This window comes from Microbulbifer taiwanensis (assembly GCF_014904815.1).
In the GTDB taxonomy this organism is placed as follows: domain Bacteria; phylum Pseudomonadota; class Gammaproteobacteria; order Pseudomonadales; family Cellvibrionaceae; genus Microbulbifer; species Microbulbifer taiwanensis.
This window is the reverse complement of the sequence record NZ_JACZFR010000016.1, coordinates 114,260-125,640: the sequence shown is the minus strand read 5'-3', so window position 1 is coordinate 125,640 and position 11,381 is coordinate 114,260. Positions and strand designations below refer to the sequence as shown.

Annotated in this window: 1 protein-coding gene; it reads left to right on the top strand. The window is 59.2% G+C overall.

Annotated features, from left to right (window positions below):
• Window positions 1-503: 503 nt before the first annotated feature.
• Complete coding sequence (locus tag IG627_RS06135; RefSeq protein WP_193191087.1) at window positions 504-11,315, top strand: Ig-like domain-containing protein; 10,812 nt, start codon at window positions 504-506, stop codon at window positions 11,313-11,315.
• Window positions 11,316-11,381: the final 66 nt, after the last annotated feature.

Sequence of the window (11,381 nt, the reverse complement as noted above, 5' to 3'; positions counted from 1 at the left end):
CGAACGTATGTTGCACCACCAGAAGAGAACGGCCCCCCCCCCCTCCGGGGGGGGGGGGGGGGCCGGGGGAGAGGGGCGCTACCTGAAGCCTCCGCAGTCGAACCCGGGTGCGCCGAGTTCCAGCTCGGCAACGGGCCACGGGCCTGCAAATTACAAATTGTAGGGCCGAAGGCGCCGTGAATGCCTGGGACGGCCGGGCGCGGCCCATGGCCGCGATCAGGTTTCGCAGGGCGGGCACAAATCGGCAGGACTGCCGATTTGGACGCCGAAGGCGCCCGCGAAGCGGGTGAGCGCCAGGGAAGGCGCGAGTCCAAGCGCTGCGTGCCCATCAGAGACGTGGCAAACGGCCAGCAGGCTAGCAACGGCGGAACTGCCGCTGTCTGCGGTAAAAGCACAAGACAAGTAGGGTGGATAAGCGCAAAGCGCATCCACCAAAGGCAGCAGTGGATTTACCACCGCTGAGCAAATTATGGGCCATTTGCCCGAAATTTTGGGGGAAACCAGTGAAAGGACGTCTACTTTCATTTTTCACTATCGCATTCGCCATGCTCGCCTTCTCAGCTGCATCTGCAGCGGACGAATACCAGAGCCTGGTACTGGGCGACGGCCCCATCGCCTACTGGGCCACGGAGCAAAACCAGGACTCCACCCTCTCCGACGAAACCGGCAATGCCCCCAACTTTGCCAGCAACCGCACGCCGGAGTTCGTCAACAGCGAACGCCTGATCGCAGACGTCGTAGCCTTTGATGGCCAAGAACAATATCTGTCCATAAATGCGTCGCTGCCTGCCTTCGCTACCCCTTTCTCCCTGGAACTCTGGGTGAAATTCGACACCATTAGCGGCCGCCATATCCTGCTGCAACAGGGCGAGGGTGATGCCGGCAGCGTGCCGTTCAGTCTTCACCTCGCCGGTAGCTCCCGGACCTATGACACAGGAACACAGACCGCAGGCCATTTCGCATTCGTGCTCAACGACGGTCAGCAAACCATCGCCCTCTCCGACCCTGACTCCGCGGCGCCGGATCAGTGGTATCACTTGGTGGTTACCTACAGCGGCAGCACTCTGAGCTTGTACCGCAACGGTGAGGTTGCCGATTCGGTCAGCTACAGCGGGGGCATTGCACCCACCGCCCAGCCTTTCTATATGGGCGGCCAGCCGGGTGTGGATGGTATGGCAGTCGAAGCGATTAAAGGATTGGCAGGTGATATCACGCTTTATAACCGGGCAATAGTGTCAAGTGAAATTGCGGAACATTCTCAAGAAGGATCGCAGCCGGTCACGCCCGATACGATAGAAATTACGACTGATACTAGCATCACAGCGTCTGACGAATCCTATGAAGGAAAGCAAATAATCGTAGACGGTGCAGTACTTACAGTTAACGGTAGCCATAATTTCTACTCTTTAAAGCTTATAAACAGCTCTGTTCTAACCCATCCCGTAGATGCAAAAACAGCTACTGGGGCAGACGGTATAGATCTAACCGCCAACCACATGGAGATAGACCCCAGCAGCTCAATCAAGCTGGACAACAAGGGTGGCCTGCCAACGGATGACGTGGGTAGTGATTCCTCGGGTAGCTATGGCGGCTTGGCGGGTACCGCGGAAGGTAGAACCACCAATACCACTTATGGGGACTACAAAGCGCCGCAGCACTTTGGTACCGGGGGGCGTTTTAACAGCGAGCCCAACGAAAGTAGCAACAATAGGCGTGGTGGTGGTTCTATCAAGCTGAACATCACTGGCGAGCTTGTTCTGGGTGGTCTTATCTCAGCGGATGGCGGTGCCGATAACGCCGACGGCGGTGGTTCGGGCGGCTCCATCTGGCTCGATGTGGGCACCCTGACAGTCAACCATTCCTCGGTGCGGATCAGGGCCAATGGCAACCGGGGTTATGACGGTGCAGGTGGCGGTCGCATCGCGATCTATTACGAGAACAGCAACCTCAATCCGGCGGTACATACCAGTGCGCAGGGGGGGCACTATTACTCCACAGGCGACCACAATGGCCAGCCTGGTACTGTCTATGTGGAGAACAAACAGACAGGTTGGACTCTGTTGCGGTTCGACAACAAGAGTTTGAGTAAATCCTATAGCGATCCGATGGTAGTTTCCGGGGAGTATTCGGAAAATACAGTTCAATTTGTCAACGTCAATGTAGACATCTCTGATGCCAGCTTCAATCAGCTGTATTTGAGTTCGGATATAGCCACGCTTACCAATGTCAGCGCGACAACCATAAGCCAAGTAAACAGCACCGCGACGCTGGATGGCGTGGTCGCCGGCACAATAAGTATTACCGGCGGCTCGGCGACAGCGCAAGGGGTCGTGACTATTACGGATAGCTTTTCAACGGATGGGGCGAGGATTTACGGCGGTTTTAAAGAACAGGGTAATTGGAAGGTGCCAGGTCCTGCAGGTCATCTGGTTGTAGATGACTTTATTTATACGATGAGTGGCAGTGAAACTTGGGACCAGGTATTTGTTCTCAATGGTGGTCAGATTACTCATACAATTGATGCAAAAACCGACTCAGGCGCAGATGGCGCGGAGCTAACCGCCAACCACATGGAGATAGACCCCAGCAGCTCAATCAAGCTGGACAACAAGGGTGGCCTGCCAACGGATGACGTGGGTAGTGATTCCTCGGGTAGCTATGGCGGCTTGGCGGGTACCGCGGAAGGTAGAACCACCAATACCACTTATGGGGACTACAAAGCGCCGCAGCACTTTGGTACCGGGGGGCGTTTTAACAGCGAGCCCAACGAAAGTAGCAACAATAGGCGTGGTGGTGGTTCTATCAAGCTGAACATCACTGGCGAGCTTGTTCTGGGTGGTCTTATCTCAGCGGATGGCGGTGCCGATAACGCCGACGGCGGTGGTTCGGGCGGCTCCATCTGGCTCGATGTGGGCACCCTGACAGTCAACCATTCCTCGGTGCGGATCAGGGCCAATGGCAACCGGGGTTATGACGGTGCAGGTGGCGGTCGCATCGCGATCTATTACGAGAACAGCAACCTCAATCCGGCGGTACATACCAGTGCGCAGGGGGGGCACTATTACTCCACAGGCGACCACAATGGCCAGCCTGGTACTGTCTATGTGGAGAACAAACAGACAGGTTGGACTCTGTTGCGGTTCGACAACAAGAGTTTGAGTAAATCCTATAGCGATCCGATGGTTATTTCTGGGGAATACACGGTAGATGAAGTCGAGTTTGCCAATTTGGTTGTTGAAATTGGTGATTCTTCCTTCTATGCGATGCGTCTCACAAACTCTACCGTTCATTTGATGGGTGGTGTCCAAATTGGCACCTACATTAAAGGTACCTCATCCACTCTCCACTCCAACGGCCAGTTGGTAATGCCGAGTAATGAGTTGGTAGTCGACGGTTTTACCTACGAGCTGCAGCAGGATGAAACTTGGGACAAGATTTCAATTGTCAATGGAGGCGCGCTGACTCATTCCAATGCTCTAGTTGAACTTCCGGATGCAAAAGGGCTTACCCTGGAGGCAAGCGAGATATTTGTCGAGGCCGGCGCTCGCATTGACGTTAGCTATCATGGCAATGGACCAAATGAAGAGGTGGGAGGGCTTTCCGGAGGCAGTTACGGAGGTCAGGGCGGAACCGATGGTTCTACGACCAATGCAATTTTTGGAAGCGAGCTGCAACCAAGTGACTTTGGTGTGGGCGGAAGAACGAACGATACGACTGCCAGTCGTGGCGGCGGCGCTATTCGGCTAATCACTGAAGACCTGTTTTTATATGGAAACATTCTTGCCAATGGACAGCGAAACGGCAATGGCGCTGGTTCCGGCGGCTCTATTTGGATAGATACAAGTACACTGATCGCAGGAGAGAATGCTCTTATCGCTGCAAACGGTGGTCATGGCAACAACGGCGGCGGCGGCGGTGGTGGTCGTGTTGCAATTTACTATGATTTGCTCGATGGACTGGAAGTCTCTCAGATACAGGTAAAGGGTGGAAATGCACACTCTTCTGAAGAGCGAGGCCAGGATGGAACTATTCACTTGGCGGAAAGGGCTTCTGCTCCCAGGGTGAAATCCCTCGATGTCAATGAATATACCAATGAGCTAATATCCAGTATTTCCGTTCAATTTAATATCGGTATTGATACGGAGTCGGTCGATATCAGTGATTTTGATCTGTTGACCGAAACTGGTAGCCCTCTCGATATATCGAATGTATCTACGGGCGATTACGCTCAGTTTATAGTAACTTTTGCTGATCCCTTGTCCGAAGGTACCTACACTTTCGCAGCTGGGCCAGATATCTTCGCCACGAACGGCCTGGGTATGGACCAGGATCAAGATGGTATTGAGCTGGAACCCCAGGACGATAAATTTTTGACCTCTATCGTCGTCGATACCACCCTGCCGGCCGCGCCGGAAGTTGATCAGCCAGTTTCACCAGCAGTTAATCTATCTAACTCTCGCCACGTGCTACTTTCAGGTTCACGCGAAGACAATACTGCAATTTGGGTCAATGATTCTGAGTTCATCGCCAATGGCAGTGGAGATTGGACCAAGACCCGGTATTTACCAGAGGGTGACTCTTCTCTGACGATTACTGCAGTGGACCTAAGTGGTAATGTATCCGCACCAGTTATTCTGGATTTCAGTATTGATAGCCGTGCGCCCAATATTGTCAGTGTCTATCCGGTCGGTTCTCTCAATGTGGCGCCGGAGCTGGTGGCTCTGGTGGTTACAGAAGAAGGCAGTGGCATAGATCTGGACGCGAGCTCATTGGTTGTAAAGCGCAATGGTGTAACCCTGGCTGGTTCCATCGCATTGTTCGAAGGTCAGGTTCAGTTCACACCAGATGCGCCCTTCCTGGACGGCAACTATCAATTGGTTGCGCGGATCGCCGACAAATTGGGCAACTTGTCCACCCAGCGCACCCACAACTTTGTACTGGACTATACGCCACCGGAACCTGCGGTTCTTGGTGAGTATCCGGCTGTGACCACCGTCAATGCGCAGGTATTCAGCGGCACCAAAGAGGCCGGTAGTGCAGTGTTGGTCAATGGAAGCCTCGAAGTGCTGCAAGATGCGGAAACCACCTGGAGCACCCAGGTCGCCCTGCTACAAGGCGACAACACCCTCTCCTTCGTAGTACGCGATGTCGCCGGCAACGAAAGTGAGCCGACGCTGGCAGAAATCCGCTACGACAACAACCCACCCGGCCCGGTCGCGCTGTCGATCGATCCCAAAGGCAGCGGTACCGAGCTGCTGCTGGACTGGAGCGGCTACGACGAATTTGCCAACGGCAACGATATCGGCGAGTACCGTGTCTACCAGAGTGCGAACGCCTTTACCGATATTGCCGGCAAGACCCCGGTCGCAACTGTACCGCAGGGGGCAAAGCAGTTCCGTGTGGAGGGTCTGCCGCGGGATACCCAGGTCCATTTTGCGGTAGTCGCCTTCGACACCCAGGGGCTTTTCAATCCCTCGGTTGTTTCGGCAGCGGCGGTACCTGTGGATGTGCAGGCGCCGGGTGAAATTGCCAACCTGGTTGTCGTGCCCGGCGCGGACAGCCTGCAGCTGAGCTGGAATCCATCCGGCAACTCCGCGGGCGATCTGGCCGGTTATAAGGTGGAGTTTGTCGATGACCAGAGCGGCCGGGTGGATGATATTCCGCTGGCGTCGCTCGGCGATCCGCAGGCGGTGGTGCAGCATCTGGTAACCGGTCTCAGCCCGGCAACGTCCTACCCGGTGCGCGTTTACGCCTACGATGAGAGCGGTAACGCCTCCGTTGGCATCACCGATGCGGGCACGACGCTATTGCCGAATCCGGCAACGGTGACGGCGACACCGAAGAGCAGCAAGATCGAAATCAGCTGGTCCAGCGTTGCGCCCCACGAGTTGCTGAAGAACTACACGGTCTACGTGCAGGAGAGCAGCTTCAGCTCTACGGCCGGGCTGCAGCCTAAAGCGGTGCGCAGCAAAGGCAGTGTGTCCGACAGCGAACACATCTGGTCCCTGGCCGGCCTGAAGAACGGCACCACCTATTACGTCGTCGTGACTTCGGTCAATATCTCCGGTGGCTCCGACCCGGTGGTGACACCGGTAGAGGTGACCCCGGTGGCGGATACCGATGGCCCGACCATCGAAGCGGCCGAGTACCAGCAAAACAGCCAGCAGGGCACGGAGCTGCTGGATCTCACCGCAGCGCCGCAACTGGTGCAGGACGGCCGCTTCCGGATTGCGGCGGTGGACGAGTCCGGCGTGGCGCGGGTGGAGTTCTTCCTGGATGGCAAGCTGCTCGGCACCGAGTACGCCGCCAGTGGCGGCGCTTTCGGGCGCAATATCGAGCTGCTGAATTATGCGGACGGCGAGCACGCACTCACGGTCAAGGCCTATGACGTCTGGGAAAATGTCACCATCGCCCAGTACGGCTTCAGTGTTGCATTGGCTGCGCCGCCGGCACCGCAGATCACCAGCCCCAGCGAGGGCTGGCTGACGAACAACCCGGCGGTAACCGTCTACGGCAAGGCGGAAAAACAGACCCGGGTACAGATCTACCGCAACGGCTCTGCCGTGGGCACTGTGGAACCGGTCGACAGCTATGGCAACTTCCAGGTGGAAATTGCGCTGGAGGAGGGCGACAACCAGCTCACCGCCGCGGCTGAATATCCGGGGCGCGGCGGTTTCGGCGAGCAGGGCGCGGTGCGGACCGTCGTGCTCAACACGGCCATTCCGGATGCGCCGAGCGATCTGACCGCGATCGAGAGGGAGCTGGGCCAGATCTCGCTGTCCTGGAGTGCCGTCACCAACGACGACGCCGACAACCAGACGGTGGGCTACAACGTCTACCGCTCCACCTCGCCGTTTGCTACCGCGCAGGAAGCGCAGAAGGTGAACAGCCAGCTGCTCGAGGAAGCGAAATTCACCGACCTGCCGTCGGTAGATGGCGACTACTTCTATGCGGTCACCACCGTCAACGAGGCGGCCACGGAGAGCAGCCTGTCCAACTTGGTCGAAGCCGAAGCGGACAGCGAAGGTCCCCACGCGCTGCAGGTTAGCTACCAGTCCAACGGCCTGGTGGATGCCGCCAGCGGTCGTCACGCGCCGGGCACCGTTGAGGTTTCCGTGCAGTTCGACGAAGCGCTGCGCAACAAGCCCTACTTTGCCATGGTACCCGAGGGCGGTGTGCCCATCGCTGTGGACCTGAGTGTGGACTACAGCGATGACACCCTCTACAGCGGCAGCTTCGTGATCGAACCGGGCATGCTCTCCGGCACCACCTACGCGGTGATGTCGGCACACGATGATGTCGGCAACCGCGGCACCATTATCGAACAGGGCACCACGCTGTTGATCGATGCCAAGGGGCCGGAGGTCACCGCTCTGACCCTGAACCCGGGCGAGCCGCTGAAGGTCGACGAACAGAATGGCCTGCCGGTGGAAGTGGTGCTGCGCCTGAATGACGAGGTCAAGCCGGGCGAGACGCCAACCCTGGTGCCGCTGCTCGACAATATTGAAGTCGCCGGTTATGAAAGCGGTATCAATCTTGTGCGCGATGCGCAGTCCACAGAGGGCAACTCCCTGTGGGTGGGCAGCTTTGCACTGCCGGTCAGTGCCGGCCAGGATGAGGCCGGCAACCCGGCGGTGGAAAACCTGCGCTTCAGCTACCAGGCACTAGACGACCTGGACAATATCGGCAGCAAGATCCGCGTGCCGAACAATTTCCAGGTCTACCAGGGCGACCTGCCGCCGCTGGATATTCCGCAGAATCTCAAGGCCATTGCCCAGCCGGGCGGCGAAGTCGCGCTCGAGTGGGATGCGGTGGAAGAGGCCCGCTATGTGCTCTACCGCAAGGCGGAGGGTGATACGGAATTCGCCGAAATCCTGCGCCTGTCGGAAACCGGCACAAGCGACACATTGCCCAGCGACGGCAACTATTTCTATGCCGTTGCCAGCGAGCGCCGCAGCAACGACCAGATAGCCGTGAGCGGCATGAGCGAACCGGTGGCGGTCAGCGCGGACAGCGTCGCCCCCGCGGCGCCCACGGAACTGGCACTGGAATTGAACGGCGCGGGCATAGTGGCAAACTGGCAGGCGCCGGCGCTGGATGCCGGCGGCAACAGCGAGGCGGTCGACAAGCTCACATACAACCTCTACCGCCTGAACCTGGCCGAGGGCGACAGTGCGACCGCGGAGATGCTGCAGGCTATAGCGCCGCTGCAGACCGGTATCCCCGATACTATCGCTTTGGATGCCAAACCCAGCGAGAGCGAGCACGCCTATGTGATCACCGCGCTGGACCAGGCCGGCAACGAGTCGGCGCCGAGCGAGACGGCCTACCTGAATTTCGGCCTGCTGCCGGTCTCCGATATCAGCATTGCGGTCAATGCCAATGGCAATCCGCAGCTGCAGTGGAACCACAGCGGCACGGCCATCGCCGGCTACCGCGTCTATGTCGGCGAGGACGGCGACCTGCAGGAAATCACCAGTGCATTGATTCCCCAAGGCGGCAACCCGACCGGCTTCGCGGACGAGAGCTACACCGCGGCAGCCCAGGGTGCCGTTGCCGAGCGCCGCTACACGGTTATCGCCGAGGACGACCAAGGTGCGACCAGCATCGGCCACAGCCTGTTGCTGCCGGCACTGTCGGTGGAAGTAATCGAGCCCGAAGACGGCGACACCGCCATCAAGCGCGGTGTGATGAACGAAGTGCGCTTCCGCGTGCAGAACCGCGGCAGCGGCGACGTCTCCGGCGTGCAGCTGTTTGCCACTGTCAGCGACGGCGGGGCAGAGCGCGAGCACCAGTCCGCCAGCTTCTCTGTCGCCGCCGGCGGCCTGGTGGAAGTGCCGATCGTGATCGGTGGCTACGAGAAGCTGGATACCCTCAGCAATCTGCAGCTGCGCCTGGAGCAGTCGCCGCTGCCCGGCGAGGCGGTATTTATTCGCGCAGAAGACGAAGTGCTGGTGGGCGACGCCGCCCTGCGCCTCGGCCTGGAGACCGATACCGTCTACCGCGGCGGTCTGGGCAGGGTGCGTTTCACCATGGAGAACAGCTCCCTGGTGGAAACCGAAGTGCTGGTGGCGCGCAGCAACGGCGGCAACCCGTCGGACGAAGTGCGCATCCGCATCGAGGACGCCGACGGCAACCTGCTCTCCACCCAGCCGGTGCAGCAATTTACCGGCGATGTCATCACCGTCGCCAGCGGCGAGACGGTCGCGCGCCTGCAACCCGGCGAGACCTTCGTCTCCGACTGGATAGAGGTGCCGATTCCGCAGGCGGCGCCGGACCAGGTCACCGTGGCACTGGAAATCGATCATTTCCGCTACCACAGCGGCAAGCCGACACAGGTACTGATCGAGGGCAACGGCACCCGCATCCAGGCGTCGCTGCAGGAGACCGCCTACTACGGCGAGCTGACGGCGGTAACACCGGCGCAGATCTACAGCGCCGAGGAAAGGGTCACTATTAATGGCCGCGCCCTGGATCGCAGCAGCGCATCGCCCAGCGGCAATGTACCTCTGACCCTGGTGATGGAAGTGCGCGGCTTCGAGCGGCAGGTATTGGTGATTACCGATAGCGACGGCAGCTTCTCCTACGAATTCGACCCCCAGGGGCAGAGCGGCAACTGGCGTGTTTCCGTGATTCACCCGGACAGCCTCGGCCGGCCCAACCAGGGAGCGTTTGCGGTGCTCACATCTGACGTGAGCCCGCGGCAGGTGAATATCAATATTCCGCGCAATTACAACCAGGCGGTGCCCATCAGCGTGAAGGCCGGTCACGGCAGCGAACTCGGCAATGTGCGCCTGGTATCGGTGGCGGAGCCGGGAGCGGAGCAGTTGCAGATACCCGCGGGCCTGCACCTGGACCTGGGTTCGGTGATCGAACTGGCCCCGCAACAGAAGGGCGTGATCAACCTGACTCTGTCCGGCGACAACCTGGCTCCGGAAAACGGCTTCCTCTACTTCCAGGTGCTGGCGGACGTCAACGGCGTGGCACAGGTGCTGGAAGACATAGCGCTGGAATACCGCCTGTCCGAGAGTCGCCCGCTTATCAAGGCTGCGCCCGCGTTTATCGACAGCGGCGTCGCCCTCGGCGGCAATACCACCGAAACCTTCGCGCTGAAGAATTCCGGTTTCGATGTGCTGCGCAATGCCACCCTGACCCTGGTGGACAGCGAGCAGAACCCGGCCCCGACCTGGGTGCGCCTCGACGGCACGGCAAATCTCGGCGATATGGATATCGGCGCCAGCCGCGATATCAGCGTCACCTTCAGTCCGGATACCTCTGTAGAGCAGGGCAACTACGAATTCCACCTGCTGGTGGAGGGCGACGGTGGCCACCGCTTTACGGTGCAGATGTTCGTAGCGGTGGTGACGTCGGAAATCGGCGATGCCTTCTTCCATATCAGCGATATCTACACCGCCACCCTGGGTGAGGACAACCAGCTGATCCCGGGCCTGATCGGCGCCAAGATAGAACTGCAAAACGAACAGGTGCTGTCGGAGACCCGCACTATCAGCAGCGACGCCAACGGCGAGGCCCTGCTGAAAGACCTGCCCGCTGGCCGCTACGCCTATCGCGTGAGCGCCTTCGACCACGAGAGCGTCTCCGGCCGCCTGTGGGTCAAGCCCGGTGCAACGATTGCGGAAGAAGTCTTTCTGATGAACCAGATTGTCACCGTCGAGTGGCAGGTGAACGAAATCAACCTGGAAGACCGCTACGAGATCAAGCTGGAAGCCACCTTCGAAACCAATGTGCCGGTGGCGGTGGTTATGCTGGACCCGATCAGCGTCACCCTGCCGGATATGAAGAAGGGTGATGTGTTTACCGGCGAGCTGAGCCTCACCAACTACGGCCTGATCCGTGCGGATGAAGTACACGGTGCGCTGCCGTCCGGCAACGATGTGGTGTCCTTCGAGTTCCTGGCCGAGGTGCCGGAAACCCTGGAGGCGGGGGAAGTCATCTACATCCCCTATCGCATCACCGCCCTGCGCGACTTCAACCCCAACGAAGAGGGCGGAGCCAGCGGCGCCGGCTGCGGCAACCACAGCTTCCAGTACAACGTCGGTTACCAGAGCCAGTGTGCCAATGGGCAGACGGTGCCGGGTGGTACCTCCACCCACTGGAGCACGGCTTCCTCCGGATCCTGTGGTTCCTCCGGCGGTGGCGGTGGTGGCAGCGGTGGCTACTACTACGGCGGCCCCGGTGGCAGCGGCTCCAGCTACGGCGGCGAATATTCGCCGATCGGCGGCGATTCGGGCGGCCTTCAGTGCGAGCCGGACCCGAGTTGTGATGACTGTAACAAGGACGCCAATCCGCAATAAATTGCTCAGTACGTTCCTGTCCCTCAGAGAATGTCCCGGTGAGGAGTTTTCGCCGGGACCGAGGTA